Origin of the sequence: Nocardioides luteus (genome assembly GCF_014648595.1) — a bacterium.
GTDB classification, from domain to species: domain Bacteria; phylum Actinomycetota; class Actinomycetes; order Propionibacteriales; family Nocardioidaceae; genus Nocardioides; species Nocardioides luteus.
In genome coordinates this window covers 1-15,261 of sequence record NZ_BMRK01000013.1, presented here as the reverse complement: position 1 = coordinate 15,261, position 15,261 = coordinate 1, and the positions used below count along the sequence as shown (strand labels likewise).

Below are 15,261 nucleotides of genomic sequence, written 5' to 3'. Positions count from 1 at the left end.
GGTGCATGTTCACGCCGGTCGCCGTCCACACCGGGACACAGCGTCTCGGCGGTGTGACGCGCCCGGGGGAGAGCTGGGCAGCGGCGGCGACGAGGATCGCCGGGCGGCCTGCGTACGCTCTGGATCTCTCCGGCGAGGTCAAGGAGTTCTCCTCCGACCCGATGCCGGTGGTGTCGCTGCGGCCGATGACCCGCGGCGACCTGCCCTACCTGGTGCGCTGGCTCAACGCCGACCACGTGCACCAGTGGTATGCCGTCGACGGCGAGCCCACTCCCGAGTGGGTGGCGGACAACTACGGTCCCGACATCGACGGCAAGACGCCCGTGTCCTTCTGGGTGATCGAGGTCAACGGCCGCTCGGTCGGCTTCTGTCAGGACTACCGGATCAGCGACGAGCCGGACTACGCGCTGCTCACCCCTGATCCGGACGCGATCGGCTTCGACTACGCGATCGGCGAGCCCGCTTTCGTCGGCCGCGGGATCGGTCCGCGGATGGCGTGGGTGTGGCTCACCTCCGTCCGGGACCGCTACCCGGGCGCGACCGCCTGCTTTGCCGCCCCCGACCACCGCAACGCAGCCTCCCTGCGGATGCTCGCCAAGGTCGGCTTCGAGCAGGGCACCTGGTTCGACGAGCCCCAGCGCGACGGCACGACGACCACGATGGTCGGCTGCTCGATCGACCTGCGCCGCGTTCTGGGGTGAACCACCGGCCCGCGGGCCTATCGTCGACCCATGAGCCTTCTCGACGAGCTGCGGCTGCCGCCCGGGCCGGTGGACCTGGGCGCCTACGACACCGACTCCGCCCCCGGCGTGGGTGTCGACAAGGAGACCGGCAAGCAGGTGCTCGCCGAGCTCGGACCGACCCTGCTCCAGCTGCAGACCAAGCTGTTCGCCTCCAAGGAGGGTGAGGATCCCCGCCGGGTTCTGCTCGTCCTGCAGGGGATGGACACCTCCGGCAAGGGCGGCGTGCTCAAGCACACCGTCGGGCTGGTCGACCCGGTCGGCGTACGGATCACCAGCTTCAAGGCGCCGACCGACGAGGAACGTGCCCAGGACTTCCTGTGGCGTATCCAGAATGCCGTGCCGGAGCCGGGCTACCTCGGTGTCTTCGACCGCTCCCACTACGAGGACGTGCTGATCGGCCGAGTCCGCGAGCTCGCCCCGCCCGAGGAGATCGAGCGCCGCTACGGCGCGATCAACGACTTCGAGAAGCGCCTGACCGACGAGGGCACCGTCATCCTCAAGTGCATGCTGCACATCTCGCCCAAGGAGCAGAAGAAGCGGCTCCTGGCCCGGCTCGAGGATCCGGCGAAGCACTGGAAGTACAGCCCCGGTGACATCGACGAGCGACAGCTGTGGGACGGCTACTGCGAGGCGTACGAGATTGCGCTGGAGCGAACCAACACCGAGTACGCTCCGTGGTACCTCGTGCCGAGCGACAAGAAGTGGTATCGCAACCTGGCCATCGGCGAGCTGCTCCTGGAGACCCTGGATCGCCTCGACCTCGACTGGCCGGCGCCCCGCTTCGACGTCGCCGAGGAGAAGAGACGACTGGAAGAGGACACCATCTCGTGAGGGAGCGCCAGCGAGCGAGCCATCAGGGCAACACGCGGCCACGTCCGTATTCTGCCGCCTGCGCTACGGAGGTGGCCGCGTGAGTCTGGAGACGGTGCGGGTGACGAGGTACGTCACCCCGCTCCGGGAGGGCGGCAGCCTGCCCGGGATCGTGGAGGCCGAGGATCTCGGCACCTATGTCTGCAAGTTCCGTGGCGCCGGGCAGGGTCTGCGGGTGCTGGTCGCGGAGGTGATCGTCACCGGCCTGTGCCGCGCGCTCGACATCCCGACCCCCGACCAGGTCGTGCTCGACCTCGACCCGGAGATCGCCCGCTACGAGGCCGACGAGGAGGTCCAGGACCTCCTCAACGCGAGCCCCGGGCTCAACCTCGGCATCGACTTCCTCGCCGGTGCCTTCGGCTACGACGCCGCCTACTCGCCCGACCCGGCGCTGGCCGGTCGGATCCTGTGGCTCGACGCGCTGATCGCCAACGTCGACCGCTCCTGGCGCAACCCCAACATGCTGCTGTGGAACGGCGCGCTCTACGTCATCGACCACGGCGCCTCGCTCTACTTCCACCACGTCTGGCCCGGTGGCGGCGGCGACCCGGCGCGCTACGCGGCGCAGCCCTACGACACCTCCGAGCACGTTCTTCGCCCCTACGCCGCCGAGGCGCTCGCCCAGAGCGACGACCTCGCCGCCCGGCTCGACGAGGCGACGCTCACGAAGGTGCTCGCCGACGTACCCGACGAGTGGCTCGAGCCCGTCCCGGGCTACGAGACCCCGGAGTCGCTGCGGGAGCGCTACGTCTCGTTCCTCCGCGCCCGCCTCGCCGGCGAGCGCCCGTGGCTGCCGGCGGCCGAGCCCGCTCAGGAGGCGTGATGGACGCCTATCAGTACGTCGTGCTCCGCTGCGTACCCCGCCCCGAGCGCGAGGAGTTCCTCAACGTCGGCGTCGTGCTCTTCTGCCCCGAGCAGAAGTTCCTCGCCGCCAAGTGGTCCCTCGACGAGCAGCGCCTGGCCACCTTCGCCCCCGGCCTCGACCTGTCCCTGGTGCGGGCCGCGCTGGAGTCGGTGGACCTGATCTGCGCCGGCGACGCCCACTCCGGCTTCGGCGTGGGCATCCGCGCCACCGCGTACGGAGTGCGAGCCCTCTCTGACAACGAGTCGGCTCGCTTCGGGCTGCTGAAGGCCCCCAAGAGCACCGTCCTCCAGCCCGGCCCGGTCCACGGTGGGGTCACCACCGACGCCACCGCCGAGCTCGACCGCATCTTCGCCCACCAGGTCGGCTGACGCTCGACGCTTCCCTTTGTCGGTCGAGCCGCCGGAGCCGCCAGGCGGAGGCGTGTCGAGACCAACACGGTCCCCTACGTGCTCGATGAGACTGTGTTGGTCTCGACGCGCTCGCTGGCGCTCGCGGCTCGACCAGCGAGGGCGGCTCAGACCGGAACGAGCTCGACAGCACCGACGGCGTAGCGGGCCAGGATGGTGCGGGCCACCTCGGGGTGGGCGCCCATCGGGTCGCTGACCGCGACGGCTCCGGCCTCGAGGGCGAGCTCCTTGGCGCGGTCGGGCAGCTGGCCGGGAGCCAGGAAGAGCATGCCGACAGCGATGTGGCGGCGACCCTCGGCGCGGAAGGCGCGCACGGCCTCACCGGTGGCCGGCGGAGCGGCCGAGGCGTACGCAGCCACGACCGGCAGCTTGTGGTGGGCACCCCAGATCCGGGCCAGACGGGCCACCGACTGGTTGGCGAGCGAGTCCGAGGAGCCGGCTGCGGCCAGCACCAGGGCGTCGAGTTCGCGCACCCGCGCGGCCTTCAGCGACGCGCGCAGCCGCTCGTCGAGCACCTGCAGGAAGACGCTCTCGAGGCCGAGGATCGAACTGGTGTGGATGCGCAGGCCGGGGTGGCGCTCGGTCGCCTCGGCGATCACCGAGGGCACGTCCACGCGGGCGTGGAACGCCTCGGTGAGGAGGAGCGGCACGACCACGATCTCGTCGTGGCCGGCCTTGACGAGCTTGTCGATGACGGTCTGGAAACGCGGCCGGGAGTGGTCGAGGAAAGCGGACTCGATGCGCAGGTCGGGGCGGAGGGCGCGTACCTCGGCGACCAGGGCGTTGATCGTCGCGGCCGACTGCGGATCGCGGCTGCCGTGAGCCAGGGCTACCAGTGCGGGAGCTGCCATTGTCATCATCCTTCGGGTGTTGCTGGGAAAGTCGAAAGTCTGTGTCTGTTCGCGCCCTACGGGCGGTCTCGTGCCCTACGGGCTCCAGTGCCCGTCGAGCGGCCTGTTCAGGCGTGGATGCCGCACTCGGTCTTGCCGGTGCCGGCCCATCGCCCGCTGCGCGGGTCCTCGCCGGGGGCGACCCGGCGGGTGCACGGCGCGCAGCCGATGGAGGGATAGCCGTCATAGACGAGCGGGTTCACGAGCACTCCGTTGTCCTCGATGTATCGCTCTACCTGCTCGTCGGACCATCGCGCCATCGGCGAGACCTTGACCTTCTGACGTTTTGCGTCCCAGCCGATCACCGGGGCGATGACCCGGTTCTTGGTCTCCGCACGACGCAGGCCGGTGGCCCAGGCGTCGTAGGAGGCCAGCGAGTCGGCCAGGGGCTTCACCTTGCGCAGCGCGCAGCACAGGTCGGGGTCGGTCCGGTAGAGGTCCTTGCCGTACTCCGCGTCCTGCTCGGCCACGCTCTGCGTCGGGGTGATCGTGAGGAGATTGACCGGCATCGTCGCCGCGACCGCGTCGCGGGTGCCGATCGTCTCGATGAAGTGGTAGCCGGTGTCGAGGAAGACCACGTCGACCCCGGGCACGACCTTGGAGGCCAGGTGGGCCAGGACCGCGTCACCCATCGAGGAGGTGATCGCGAAGCGCTCGCCGAAGGTGGCGGCGGCCCACTCGATGATGGTCTCGGCCGGGGCCAGCTCGAGCTCGGCGCCCCAGTGGGAGACGATCTCGCGCAGCTCCTCGGGGGTACGTCCCTCGGTGTCGACCGCGCGGTTCGCCCGGGCGGCTGCTGTGCTGATGCTCATGCGTGCGCCTCCTTCGTGGTGGCCCGAGAGGTGTGGTTCCTGGAGATCTGGCCCAGCGACTTCAGCTGGAATGCCCGCAGGCAGCCACGGCACTCCCAGGACCCGTGCGCGGCCTCGTGGGGCCACAGGTCGGTCTCGCCGCAGAAGGGGCAGTGGAAAGGCGTTCCGGCGCGCTCGCTCATGCGGGCACCTCGCTCAGGACCTTTTCTCCACGCAGGAGGACGTCGTCGGCCCGCGCGGTCCAGGCCGAGAAGGTCTCGCCCTCCTCGCGGTCGGCGAGGTAGTTGACCACCAGCGCCGAGATGTAGTCGTCCAGCCCGGCCGAGGTGACCTTGTGGGCGCGCAGCTTGCGCCCGAAGTTGGCGGTCAGCCCGGTCGCTCCGCCCAGATGCACCTGGAAGCCCTCGACCTGGTTGCCGTCCTCGTCGAGGACGAGCTGGCCCTTGAGCCCGATGTCGCCGACCTGGGTGCGCGCGCAGGCGTTGGGGCAGCCGTTGACGTTGACGGTGATGGAGGCGTCCAGGTCGGGGAACCGCGACTCGAGCGAGGCGACCAGGTCACGAGCCCGGTCCTTGGTGTCCACGATCGCGAGCTTGCAGAACTCGATGCCGGTGCAGGCCATCGTGTTCTGGCGCCAGTTGGAGGGCCGGGCGGAGAAACCGATCCGGTCCAGCTCGGGGACCAAGTCCTCGACGACCTCGGGAGCGACCCCGATCAGCACGATCTTCTGGTACGGAGTGAGCCGAGCTCCCTCGACGCCGAACCGGTCCATGACCTCGGCGAGCTCGACCAGGTGGGTGCCGGAGATCCGGCCGGCGATCGGGGCGACCCCGACGTACTTCTTCCCGTCCTTCTGGTCGTGGATGCCGACGTGGTCGCGGTGACCCAGCGGCGACTCGGGGGAGGGGTTGGAGACGAGCGGCCGCTCGAGGTACTCGTTCTCGAGGACCTCGCGGAACTTCTCCTTGCCCCAGTCGGCGACCAGGAACTTCAGCCGCGCCCGCGAGCGCAGCCGGCGGTAGCCGTAGTCGCGGAAGATGCCGGCGACGCCGGCCCACACGTCGGCGACCTCGTCGAGCGGCACCCACACACCGAGCTTCTCGGCCAGGCGCGGATTGGTGGACAGACCGCCGCCGACCCAGACGTCGAAGCCGGGGCCGTGCTCGGGGTGGACCGTGCCGACGAAGGCGACGTCGTTGATCTCGGGGGCCACGTCGTGCGAGGGGTGGCCGGTGAGAGCGGTCTTGAACTTGCGCGGGAAGTTCGAGAAGGCCGGGTCGCCCAGGTAGCGGGACTCGATCTCGCGCAGCGCCGAGGTGCCGTCGATGATCTCGTCGGCGGCGACGCCGGCGACCGGGGAGCCGAGGAACGGACGCGGCGAGTCACCGCAGGCCTCGGTCGAGTGGAGCCCGACCTCCTCCAGGCGCGACCAGATCTCCGGGACGTTCTCGATGTCGATCCAGTGGTACTGGATGTTCTGCCGGTCGGTGATGTCGGCGGTGTTGCGGGCGAAGTCGACGCCGATCTGGCCGAGCGTGCGCACCGCGGCGGGGGAGAGGAGCTTGCCGTCGGAGCGGACCCGCATCATGAAGTAGCGGTCGTCGAGCTCCTCCTCGTCGAGGATCGCGGTCTTGCCGCCGTCGATGCCGGGCTTGCGCTGCGTGTAGAGACCGAACCAGCGGAAGCGGCCGCGCATGTCGGCCGGGTCGATCGAGTCGAAGCCCCGCTTGGAGTAGGTGTAGAGGATCCGGTCCCGAACGTTGAGCGGGTCGTCGTTCTTCTTCGACTCCTCGTTCTTGTTCAGCGGCTCGGTGTAGCCGAGGGCCCACTGACCCTCGCCCTTCTTGGGTCGGGGGATCTCGGTCCGGGTGGCGCGCTTGGCCTGGAACCGGTTGTCGCTCATGTCAGAGAAACCTTTGCGTCGGTCGTGGACGCGCGGCGGAGCAGGGACGTGCTCGCGGCGAGCGCCCGGGATGTCTGTCGGGCAGCGGGCCAGCGGCTCGACGCGGGTGGAAATTGCGGAGCGCTGGGCGTCAGTGGCGCCAACAGATCGAGCTGCGGATGCGGCAATAGTCCACGTGGCGTCGAACCACGAGGTGCGCATGTGTTGCAGCAGTGACCATGTCAAGGAGTCTCAGGGAGCGGACGATCATCACGCAATCTGGAATCCCGATATACGAGACGTTCGTCCGCATGATGGGACGTTCCCGCTCAGTCGCGCGGGCGATGTGGCCGAGGTCACCATCTGGTCACGGTCTCTCAACCGCGTCGGGCGCTCTGCCATTCCGCGGAGCGGTGATAGAGGACGTACGCAACTCACCGAGTGACCACGATGCTGCTCTCCTCCGCGGGGCTGACTACGCTGTGGCCCATGAGCGATCTGTCTGCCCCGGCAAATTCAGGCACCGTGAGTTCCGCCTATAACCAAGCCCTCGAGGTCATCGCCTCCGTGGAGCCCCGCATCGCCGAGGCGACCAAGCAGGAGCTGGCCGACCAGCGCGCCAGCCTCAAGCTGATCGCGAGCGAGAACTACGCCAGCCCCGCCACGCTGATGACGATGGGCACCTGGTTCTCCGACAAGTACGCCGAGGGCACCGTCGGCCACCGCTTCTACGCCGGCTGCCAGAACGTCGACACCGTCGAGACGATCGCCGCCGAGCACGCCCGTGAGCTCTTCGGTGCCGAGTACGCCTACGTGCAGCCCCACTCCGGCATCGACGCCAACCTCACCGCCTACTGGGCCATCCTCGCCCACCGGGTCGAGGGCCCATGGCTGGAGAAGATGGCCGTCAAGAACATGAACGAGCTCTCCGAGGCCGACTGGGAGACCCTGCGCGCCGAGCTCGGCAACCAGCGCCTGCTCGGCATGTCGCTCGACGCCGGCGGCCACCTCACCCACGGCTTCCGGCCGAACATCTCGGGCAAGATGTTCCACCAGAACCAGTACGGCACCGACCCGGAGACCGGGCTGCTCGACTATGACGCGCTGCGCGCCAAGGCACGCGAGTTCCAGCCGCTGATCATCGTGGCCGGCTACTCCGCCTACCCGCGCCGGGTGAACTTCGCCAAGATGCGCGAGATCGCCGACGAGGTCGGCGCCACCCTGATGGTCGACATGGCCCACTTCGCCGGCCTGGTCGCCGGCAAGGTGTTCACCGGCGAGGAGAACCCGGTTCCCTACGCCCACGTCGTCACCTCGACCTCTCACAAGTCGCTGCGCGGCCCGCGCGGTGGCTTCATCCTCGCCACCGAGGAGTACGCCCCGAGCGTCGACCGCGGTTGCCCGATGGTCCTCGGCGGCCCGCTCTCCCACGTCATGGCCGCGAAGGCCGTCGCCTTCGCCGAGGCGAAGCAGGAGAGCTTCCAGACCTACGCCCAGCAGGTCGCCGACAACGCCAAGTCGCTCGCCGAGGGCTTCCTCAAGCGCGGCGCCAAGCTCGTCACCGGTGGCACCGACAACCACCTCGTCCTCCTCGACGTGACCTCCTTCGGCCTTACCGGCCGCCAGGCGGAGTCGGCGCTGCTCGACTCCGGTGTGGTCACCAACCGCAACTCGGTCCCGGCCGACCCCAACGGCGCCTGGTACACCTCGGGCATCCGTCTCGGCACCCCGGCCCTGACCACCCGCGGCTTCGGTGCCGACGAGTTCGACCGCGTCGCCGAGCTCATCGTCGACGTCCTCTCCAAGACGACCCCCGGCACCACCAAGGCCGGCGGCCCGTCCAAGGCCTCCTACGCCGTCGAGGACGGCGTCGCCGACAACACGAAGGCCGCCGCGGCGGAGCTGCTCGCGAAGTTCCCGCTGTACCCCGGCCTGGATCTCGCCTGATCTCGTGAGTGCTCCGAAGCGGCCAAGCTCGCTGCCCGGCGTCGGGACCCCTGAGAAGGCGGTCCCGACGGCGGCGGTACGCGTCGTCGTCGAGGAGGAGTGGGAGGCGCTCAAGCAGGTGCGCCTCGCCGCCCTCCAGGACACCCCCGAGGCCTACTGGGACTCCTACGAAGAGGTCGCGGCCTGGCCCGACGAGCGCTGGAAGCTCTGGGCAGCCTCCGGTGCCGCGGTCATCGCCTGGGTCGGCGAGAAGCCGTCCGGCCTCGCGGCCGGGATCATCCTCGACGGTGAGCACCACATGATCTCGATGTGGCTGGCCCCCGACGCCCGCGGCCACGGCCTCGCCGAGGCCCTGGTCCACGGTGTCGCCGACTGGGCCCGCCGCGACGGCGCCACCGTCCTGACCCTGTGGGTCGTCGACGGCAACGAGTCCGGCCGGCGCCTCTACGAGCGCATCGGCTTCGAGCCCACCGGTGACACCCAGCCCTTCCCCGAGGGCGACCCGCGCACCGAGTCCAAGATGGCCATGCGCCTCACCTGACGACGGCCCTAGGCTGGGTCCGTGACCAACTCTGTCGAGGTCAGTGCCCTGGCGATCAACGTCGCCGTCCCCGACGAGCTGCAGTGGACGGACGTCAGGCGAGAGGTAACCTTCCGGCTGACGACGCTCAACGTACGGCTCCTGCCCGACGGCCGCCTCGCGACGAAGGCCTACGGCCGCCCGGTCGACGGCGGTCGCGGCGCCTACACCTCCTTCGCGGTCCCGGACTGTCCTGAGCTCAACGAGCTCGTCGGCGAGGCGGCGAAGGTGGCGGCGTCACGATGGCAGGCGGCGTACGCTCCGGGGCATGACACCCGCTGAGGTCGACGCCTTCGTGGCGACCCTCGAGGGGTGCCGTCACAAGCCGCGCGGCTGGTACGTTCACGACCGCCTGGTCACCAGGCTCGTCGACCCGACGACCCTGCTCGTCCGGGTCCCGCTCGACCGCCGCGAGGAGCTGATCGAGCGCTGGCCGGACTCCTTCGGCGTCCCGCCCCGCCTGGAGGCCCACCACAAGGTCGAGGTCTACCTCGACCGCGCCGACCCCGACGCTGTCCGCGAGGCGATCCGGCTCGCCTGGGAGTTCCAGCGCTGAACCCAGATGGATCAGGCGAGCAGCATCTTGAGCTCGAACATGATGCGCTGATCCAGCGCTATCCCTTTCGCCACACCGACACGTGGCTCGTCGACTCGCTCGTGAACTCGGAGCGGTTCCAGCCGGCGTACCTCGCCTCGGGTGTCATCCCGGCGAGCCGGGCCATCAGGTCGAGCTCGGAGGGCCAGGTGAAGCGGAAGTTGTGCTGGCTGTAGCGGTAGCGGCCGTCCTCCTCGCGGGTGTAGTGGTGGGAGATCGCCTGCTGGGTGACCAGGTCGTAGGTGTCGAAGCCGAGGTGGGCGTCGGAGACGTCGAAGGGGATGGCCGGGCTTCCCGGGGGCAGCCGTCGCAGCCCTGGGACGCCGACCTCGACCACGAAACGTCCACCCGGGGCGAGGTGGCGCGCGGCGTTGGCGAAGCAGGCGACCTGCTCGTCCTGCGTACGCAGGTTGCCGATCGTGTTGTAGACCAGGTAGACGAGCGAGAAGCTCCCCGCTCCGGGCGCCTCGACGGTGGCCATGTCACCGACGACGACCGGGAGCTCGTCCTCGGATACCTTGCGCCGCAGCACGTCGACCATCGGCTGGGAGAGCTCGATGCCGGTGACGGGCACCCCCAGATCATGCAGAGGTTCGCCGATCCGGCCCGTGCCGATGGCGAGCTCGAGCGCGGGGCCGCCGTCGGCGACCTCGGCCAGGAAGCGGGCCACCGGTGTGGTGACCTCGGGTGAGTTGACCCAGTCGTCCGGGTCGTCGTAACGCTCTGCGGTATCGCGGGTCCACACGTCGCTGCTCGTCATGGACATCGACTCTGCCCGGCGGGGAACGCGGGTGCGAATGATTTTGAGGAACGGGTGAGCCGCCGATCGGTGGCTCCGGGCGTGGGACGCTGGCGAGGGACGGGTCGAGGCGAGATAGTGACCCAGGTCACCCCCACACCGCCTCGAGGAGCCCACCATGGCAGATACAGCCGCCAGTCCGGCAGCACCACAGAAGAAGGACCGGACCCACTATCTCTATCTCGCGGTGATCGCCGCGGTGGTGCTCGGCATCCTGGTCGGACTGATCGCTCCGGGCTTCGCGGTGGAGCTCAAGCCGATCGGCACGGCGTTCGTGAACCTGATCAAGATGATGATCCAGCCGATCATCATCTGCACCCTGGTCATCGGCGTCGGCTCGGTCGCCAGCGCCGCGAAGGTCGGCAAGGTCGGTGGCCTGGCGCTGCTCTACTTCATCGTGATGTCCACGGTCGCGCTGGGCATCGGCATGGTCGTCGGCAACGTGATCGACCCGGGCAGCGGCCTCCACATCGACACCGAGTCCTCGCAGGCCGGCCAGGACGCGGCCGCGGAGGGTCACGCGAGCACCATCGACTTCCTGCTCGGCATCATCCCCACCAGCCTCTTCTCCGCGCTCACCTCGGGTGAGGTGCTGCAGACCCTGCTGGTCGCCCTGCTCATCGGCTTCGCGCTGCAGCGGATGGGGGAGACCGGCAAACCGATCCTGAACGTCATCGTCTGGGCGCAGAAGCTGATCTTCCGGGTGCTGGCGATGATCATGTGGGCCGCCCCGGTCGGCGCCTTCGGTGCGATCGCCGGCGTCGTCGGCGAGACCGGACTGGACGCGCTGAAGAGCCTGGCGGTGATCATGGTCGCCTTCTACATCACCTGCGTGCTGTTCATCTTCGTCGTCCTCGGGACGCTGCTGAAGCTGGCCACCGGGGTCAACCTGTTCAAGCTGCTGAAGTACCTGGCGCGCGAGTTCCTGCTGATTCTCTCGACGTCCTCGAGCGAGTCGGCGCTGCCGCGGCTGATCGCGAAGATGGAGCACGCAGGCGTCGACCAGGCCACGGTCGGTGTGGTGGTCCCGACGGGCTACTCGTTCAACCTCGACGGCACCGCGATCTACCTGACGATGGCCTCGATCTTCATCGCGGACGCGATGGGCGACCCGCTGAGCATCGGTGAGCAGGTCGGTCTGCTGCTGTTCATGATGATCGCCTCCAAGGGCGCCGCGGGCGTGACCGGTGCCGGTCTGGCGACCCTCGCGGGCGGTCTGCAGTCGCACCGTCCGGAGATGGTCGACGGTGTCGGTCTGATCGTGGGCATCGACCGGTTCATGTCGGAGGCGCGCGCGCTGACCAACTTCGCCGGCAACTCGGTCGCCACGGTGCTGGTGGGCCACTGGACCAAGACCGTCGACCGCGACCAGCTCGACCGCGTCCTGGCCGGTCAGGAGCCGTTCGACGAGACCAGGATGGTCGACGACCACGCCACGCCACCGCCCGCGGCGGGCGAGAAGGCCTCCGTCTGAGAGACCGAGGCCTCAGAGCCAGGAGTAGCTGACCTCGGGCCGGCCGCCGCTGGGACCGTAACGGACCCCGCGAGCGGCCTGGCCCGTGTCGGCGAGATGCTCGAGATAGCGCCGCGCGGTCACCCGCGAGGCCCCCACCACCGCAGCCACCTCGCTCGCAGAGAGCTCTTGATCGGCTTCGCGCAGCGCCGCCGTCACGGCTCGCAGCGTCTCCGCGCTCATGCCCTTCGGCAGCGGCGCGTTCCCGGTCGGCCGCAGCGACCCGAGGAGCTGGTCGACCTCGTCCTGGACGACCTCCTCGGGGGCCGCCTCCAGCCGGGCGCGGTAGTCGGCGTACTGCTCCAGCTTAGACCGGAAGGTCGCGAAGGTGAACGGCTTGAGCAGGTAGAGCACGACACCCTGCCCCACCGCCTGCCGCACCACCTTGGTGTCCCGGGCCGCGGTCACCGCGATCACGTCGCACAGGTGCCCGGCTGCGCGCAGCCTGCTGAGCAGCCCGAGCCCGTGCCCGTCGGGCAGGTTCATGTCGAGCAGGATCAGGTCGACCGGCGCGCCCGCGTCGCGAGCCGCGTCGAGCGCCCGGACCGTCTCCCGCGCCGACCGCGCGATCCCGGCCAGCACGAAGCCCGAGACCCTCCCGACGTACGCAGCATGGGCCTCGGCCGCGAGCGCCTCGTCCTCGACGACCAGCACCCGGACGCTCATCCGACCACCTCCGTGGCCAGGGTGACCGTCAGCTCGGCCCCGCCGAGGTGAGAGCGGCCGACGACGACCTCGCCGCCGTGGCGGCGGGCCACCTGGCCGACCAGCGCGAGGCCGAGCCCGCGGCCGGTGCCGGGCTCGGCCTTGGTCGTCCAGCCTCGGTCGAGGACGCGCGCGGAGGAGGCGTCGTCGACGCCCGGGCCGCTGTCACCGACGCGGATCGTGAGGGTCCGCTCGTCGCCGGTGAGCTGCACCTCGACCTGTCGCGGCTCGAGACCGGAGACGGCGTCGAAGGCGTTGTCGACGAGGTTGCCCAGCACCGTGACCAGGTCGCGCGGCGCGATACCGGTGCCGGGCGGCAGCTCGCCGACGATGCGGAGGTCCACGCCCTGCTCGGCCGCCTCGGCCGACTTGCCGAGCAGCAGCGCGGCCACGATCGGATCGTCCACCGCGCCGACGACCTGGTCGGTCAGCAGTTGGGCGACCTGCAGCTCCTCGGTGGCGAACTCGACCGCCTCCTCGGTCCGGCCCATCTCGATGAGGGACACGACCGTGTGCAGCCGGTTGGCCGCCTCGTGGTTCTGCGAGCGCAGCGACTCGGTGAGGCGGCGTACGACCTCGAGCTCACCGGTCACCGAGCGCAGCTCGGTATGGTCGCGCAGGGTCACCACGGAGCCGACGTCACGGCCGTCCCAGCGCGCGGGTGCCGAGGAGACCAGCAGGATCCGCTCGCCGGCGAGGTAGAGGTCGTCGGACTCGGCGGTGCGGCCGCGGGCGGCGGCGACCAGCCCCGGCGCCAGGTCGAGATCCTCGATCCGGGTGCCGGCGACGTCCTCGGGGAGCCCCAGCAGCCGGCGGGCCTCGTCGTTGACCAGCTGGACCCGTCCCTCGCCGTCGAGCAGCAGCAGCCCCTCGCGGACGGACCGGAGGACGGCGGAGTAGTACTCGTACATCCGCGCCAGCTCGCGCTCGCCCAGACCATGGGTGAGCCGGTGCAGGCGCCGACTCAGCAGCCAGGCACCGGCCAGCCCGGCGACCAGCACGAACGCCCCGCACAGCAGCACGATGCGTACGTCCCGGACGAGCCCGCGGTTGATGTCGCTGACCGTGATGCCGACCGAGACGAGCGCGACCACCTCGCCGTCGTCCTCGACCGGCACGACCGAGCGGACCGACGGACCGAGCGTCCCGGTGTACTGCTGGGTGAAGACCTCGCCGTCCGGCGCGCCGCCGAGGTCGCCGACGAACTTGCCACCGATCTGCCGCGGGTCGGTGTGGGTGAAGCGGGTGCGGTCCAGCTGCATCACCACGACGAAGTCGGTGTCGGTGTCGGCGCGTACCTCCTCGGTCCACGGCTGGAGCCTCGCCGTCGGGTCCTGGGTGCGCAGCGCCTCACGGACGGTGGGGGCGTCGGCCACGGTCTGGGCCACCGCCACCGCTCGCTGGGTCGCGCGGCTGTAGGAGTCGCGCCGGGCGTCGTAGGTGGCCATCAGGATGCCGGTGACGACGAGCAGCAGCACCGTGCCGAACTGGAGGAGGAGCACCTGCTGCGCCACCGGGCGGTCGCGCAGGACGCGCGGGCGGGGCAGACGGAGGTGAGGCACCTCCTCATTCTGGACCACGGCGAAGACGGCCGACGAACACAACGAACACAACAGTGACGGCCATCACTTCCTGCTGAAGAGTGGCCGCGGTCGCCATGCCGGGGGCCGGAAGCACACCGAACCAGGAGGAACGATGAGTACGACAACCAGCGTTACGCAGCCGAGGAAGGACCGCACCCACTATCTCTACATCGCGGTCATCGGCGCGGTGGTGCTCGGCATCCTGGTGGGGCTGGTCGCACCGGGCTTCGCGGTGGAGCTGAAGCCGATCGGCACGGCGTTCGTGAACCTGATCAAGATGATGATCCAGCCGATCATCTTCTGCACCCTCGTCATCGGCGTCGGGTCGGTCGCCAACGCCGCCAAGGTCGGCAAGGTCGGTGGCCTCGCGCTCGGCTACTTCATCGTGATGTCCACGGTCGCCCTCGCGATCGGTGTCGTCGTCGGCAACCTCATCGACCCGGGCACCGGCCTGCAGATCGACTCGACCGCCTCCTCGGCCGGCCAGGACGCCGCCGCCGAGGGTCACGCAAGCACCGTCGACTTCCTGCTGAGCATCATCCCGACCTCGCTCTTCTCGGCGCTCACCTCGGGCGTCGTGCTGCAGACGCTGCTGGTCGCGCTGCTCGTCGGCTTCGCGCTGCAGCGGATGGGGGAGTCGGGCAAGCCGATCCTCAACGCGATCACCTGGCTCCAGAAGCTGGTCTTCCGCGTGCTGGCGATGATCATGTGGGCCGCCCCGGTCGGCGCCTTCGGTGCCATCGCCGGCGTCGTCGGCGAGACCGGCGTCGACGCCCTGAAGAGCCTCGCCGTCATCATGATCGCCTTCTACATCACCTGCGCGCTGTTCGTCTTCGTCGTCCTCGGCGCGATCCTCAAGCTGGCCACCGGCGTCAACATCTTCAAGCTGCTGAAGTATCTCGCCCGCGAGTTCCTCCTCATCCTCTCCACCAGCTCCTCGGAGTCCGCGCTCCCGCGGCTGATCGCGAAGATGGAGCACGCCGGTGTCGAGAAGGCGACCGTAGGTGTCGTGGTGCCGACCGGCTACTCGTTCAACCTCGACGGCACCGCGATCTACCTGACGATGGCCT

Annotated in this window: 17 protein-coding genes; 10 read left to right on the top strand and 7 right to left on the bottom strand. The window is 69.7% G+C overall.

From position 1 onward, the window contains the following. Positions 1–5: 5 nt before the first annotated feature. The 4 genes from IEY81_RS16025 to IEY81_RS16010 all read left to right on the top strand — a co-directional run bounded on the left by IEY81_RS16025 (position 6) and on the right by IEY81_RS16010 (position 2,846). Positions 6–701: a GNAT family N-acetyltransferase gene (locus IEY81_RS16025; RefSeq protein ID WP_189119487.1), complete on the top strand. Its 696-nt coding sequence runs from the start codon at positions 6–8 to the stop codon at positions 699–701. Between the two features lie 30 nt (positions 702–731). Next, the gene (locus tag IEY81_RS16020; RefSeq protein ID WP_189119486.1) at positions 732–1,574 is read left to right on the top strand and encodes a PPK2 family polyphosphate kinase; all 843 of its coding nucleotides are present in this window, start codon (positions 732–734) and stop codon (positions 1,572–1,574) included. 79 nt (positions 1,575–1,653) lie between these two features. Then, on the top strand, positions 1,654–2,436 hold the full coding sequence (locus IEY81_RS16015) for a HipA family kinase (RefSeq protein ID WP_189119485.1): 783 nt from the start codon (positions 1,654–1,656) through the stop codon (positions 2,434–2,436). Then, positions 2,436–2,846 (top strand): DUF3037 domain-containing protein, encoded by a 411-nt coding sequence (locus IEY81_RS16010; RefSeq protein ID WP_189119484.1) that lies wholly within the window; start codon positions 2,436–2,438, stop codon positions 2,844–2,846. Before IEY81_RS16015 ends, IEY81_RS16010 begins: the two co-directional genes overlap by 1 nt. A gap of 146 nt (positions 2,847–2,992) precedes the next feature. On the opposite strand, the gene IEY81_RS16005 is transcribed toward IEY81_RS16010, so the two are convergent. The 4 genes from IEY81_RS16005 to IEY81_RS15990 all read right to left on the bottom strand — a co-directional run bounded on the left by IEY81_RS16005 (position 2,993) and on the right by IEY81_RS15990 (position 6,490). Next, positions 2,993–3,736: a sirohydrochlorin chelatase gene (locus IEY81_RS16005; RefSeq protein ID WP_189119483.1), complete on the bottom strand. Its 744-nt coding sequence runs from the start codon at positions 3,734–3,736 to the stop codon at positions 2,993–2,995. A gap of 107 nt (positions 3,737–3,843) precedes the next feature. Beyond that, the gene (locus IEY81_RS16000; RefSeq protein ID WP_189119482.1) at positions 3,844–4,587 is read right to left on the bottom strand and encodes a phosphoadenylyl-sulfate reductase; all 744 of its coding nucleotides are present in this window, start codon (positions 4,585–4,587) and stop codon (positions 3,844–3,846) included. After that, a complete protein-coding gene (locus IEY81_RS15995; RefSeq protein ID WP_189119481.1) occupies positions 4,584–4,769 on the bottom strand; it encodes a hypothetical protein in 186 nt (61 codons plus the stop codon). The genes IEY81_RS16000 and IEY81_RS15995 overlap by 4 nt, the downstream gene beginning before the upstream one ends. Further along, positions 4,766–6,490, bottom strand: a complete 1,725-nt coding sequence (locus IEY81_RS15990; protein WP_189119480.1) for a nitrite/sulfite reductase — start codon at positions 6,488–6,490, stop codon at positions 4,766–4,768. The genes IEY81_RS15995 and IEY81_RS15990 overlap by 4 nt, the downstream gene beginning before the upstream one ends. Before the next feature lie 468 nt (positions 6,491–6,958). Here IEY81_RS15990 and IEY81_RS15985 point away from each other — a divergent pair, with 468 nt between their 5' ends. The 4 genes from IEY81_RS15985 to IEY81_RS15970 are packed head-to-tail and all read left to right on the top strand — an operon-like array spanning position 6,959 to position 9,552. After that, positions 6,959–8,416 carry a glycine hydroxymethyltransferase gene (locus tag IEY81_RS15985; RefSeq protein WP_189119479.1) on the top strand — a complete coding sequence of 486 codons (1,458 nt, stop codon included), beginning with the start codon at positions 6,959–6,961 and terminating at the stop codon, positions 8,414–8,416. Between the two features lie 4 nt (positions 8,417–8,420). After that, positions 8,421–8,957, top strand: a complete 537-nt coding sequence (locus tag IEY81_RS15980) for a GNAT family N-acetyltransferase (RefSeq protein ID WP_189119478.1) — start codon at positions 8,421–8,423, stop codon at positions 8,955–8,957. Positions 8,958–8,978: 21 nt separating this feature from the next. Further along, a complete protein-coding gene (locus IEY81_RS15975; RefSeq protein WP_189119477.1) occupies positions 8,979–9,278 on the top strand; it encodes a hypothetical protein in 300 nt (99 codons plus the stop codon). Continuing rightward, positions 9,265–9,552, top strand: coding sequence for an MmcQ/YjbR family DNA-binding protein (locus tag IEY81_RS15970; protein ID WP_189119476.1), 288 nt, complete (start codon positions 9,265–9,267; stop codon positions 9,550–9,552). The genes IEY81_RS15975 and IEY81_RS15970 overlap by 14 nt, the downstream gene beginning before the upstream one ends. Before the next feature lie 58 nt (positions 9,553–9,610). Here IEY81_RS15970 and IEY81_RS15965 read toward each other — a convergent pair whose 3' ends face one another. Next, the gene (locus IEY81_RS15965; protein ID WP_189119475.1) at positions 9,611–10,351 is read right to left on the bottom strand and encodes a class I SAM-dependent DNA methyltransferase; all 741 of its coding nucleotides are present in this window, start codon (positions 10,349–10,351) and stop codon (positions 9,611–9,613) included. A 157-nt stretch (positions 10,352–10,508) separates the two neighbouring features. On the opposite strand from IEY81_RS15965, the gene IEY81_RS15960 reads away from it, so the two are divergent. Next, positions 10,509–11,864 carry a cation:dicarboxylate symporter family transporter gene (locus IEY81_RS15960; protein ID WP_189119474.1) on the top strand — a complete coding sequence of 452 codons (1,356 nt, stop codon included), beginning with the start codon at positions 10,509–10,511 and terminating at the stop codon, positions 11,862–11,864. A gap of 12 nt (positions 11,865–11,876) precedes the next feature. Here the strand turns inward: IEY81_RS15960 and IEY81_RS15955 are convergent, their stop codons facing one another. Both IEY81_RS15955 and IEY81_RS15950 read right to left on the bottom strand, forming a co-directional pair. After that, positions 11,877–12,569 carry a response regulator gene (locus IEY81_RS15955; RefSeq protein ID WP_189119473.1) on the bottom strand — a complete coding sequence of 231 codons (693 nt, stop codon included), beginning with the start codon at positions 12,567–12,569 and terminating at the stop codon, positions 11,877–11,879. Continuing rightward, entirely contained in the window at positions 12,566–14,170 is a 1,605-nt protein-coding gene (locus IEY81_RS15950) for a sensor histidine kinase (RefSeq protein ID WP_229787912.1), read from the bottom strand. Before IEY81_RS15950 ends, IEY81_RS15955 begins: the two co-directional genes overlap by 4 nt. Positions 14,171–14,303: 133 nt before the next feature. Between IEY81_RS15950 and IEY81_RS15945 the strand changes: the two genes are divergently transcribed. Then, the coding region (locus tag IEY81_RS15945) for a cation:dicarboxylate symporter family transporter (RefSeq protein WP_189119471.1) at positions 14,304–15,261 on the top strand (958 nt) is incomplete at its 3' end.